This is a genomic window from Haloferax sp. Atlit-6N (genome assembly GCF_003383195.1).
GTDB lineage: Archaea > Halobacteriota > Halobacteria > Halobacteriales > Haloferacaceae > Haloferax > Haloferax gibbonsii.
In genome coordinates this window covers 1-475 of sequence record NZ_QEQJ01000271.1, presented here as the reverse complement: position 1 = coordinate 475, position 475 = coordinate 1, and the positions used below count along the sequence as shown (strand labels likewise).

Here is a 475-nt window from a genome sequence, read left to right as displayed (position 1 = left end):
CGCGGTACCACGGGAAGCCGGCCTTCGACCGGCTCCGCGTCGAGGTGCTGCCGTCGGACATCTCGGCCGTGGAGGCGGTCGCCGAGGGGCTCGCGGACGCGACCGCCGCGAACCTCGGCCCGGCGTCCGTCCCGCGAATCGGCCGCTCGGACGCCGCCAGGCTCGTGAGCGGTCGGTCGGCGGCGTTCTACCACGTCGGCTACAACACGCGGCGGAGCCCGCTGTCGAACCCCCGCTTCCGGGCGGTCGTCGCCCGGCTGATCGACAAGGCCGCGCTCGTCGACGAGGCGTTCGACGGGTACGCGAAGGCGGCCGCGTCGCCGCTGGCGGCGTCGCCCGACGCGGTTCCGTCGTCGCTCGCGTGGGACGACGGGCGCGACCCGGTCCACCCGTTCTTCGACGACGACGGGTCGCTGGACGTCTCGGCCGCCCGCGAGGCGTTCCGCGAGATCGGGTATCGCTTCGACGACGAGGG

Annotated in this window: 1 protein-coding gene; it reads left to right on the top strand. The window is 74.9% G+C overall.

What is annotated here, in order from left to right; translation table 11 throughout:
• The coding region (locus DEQ92_RS22305; RefSeq protein WP_233516949.1) for an ABC transporter substrate-binding protein at positions 1-475 on the top strand (475 nt) is incomplete at both ends.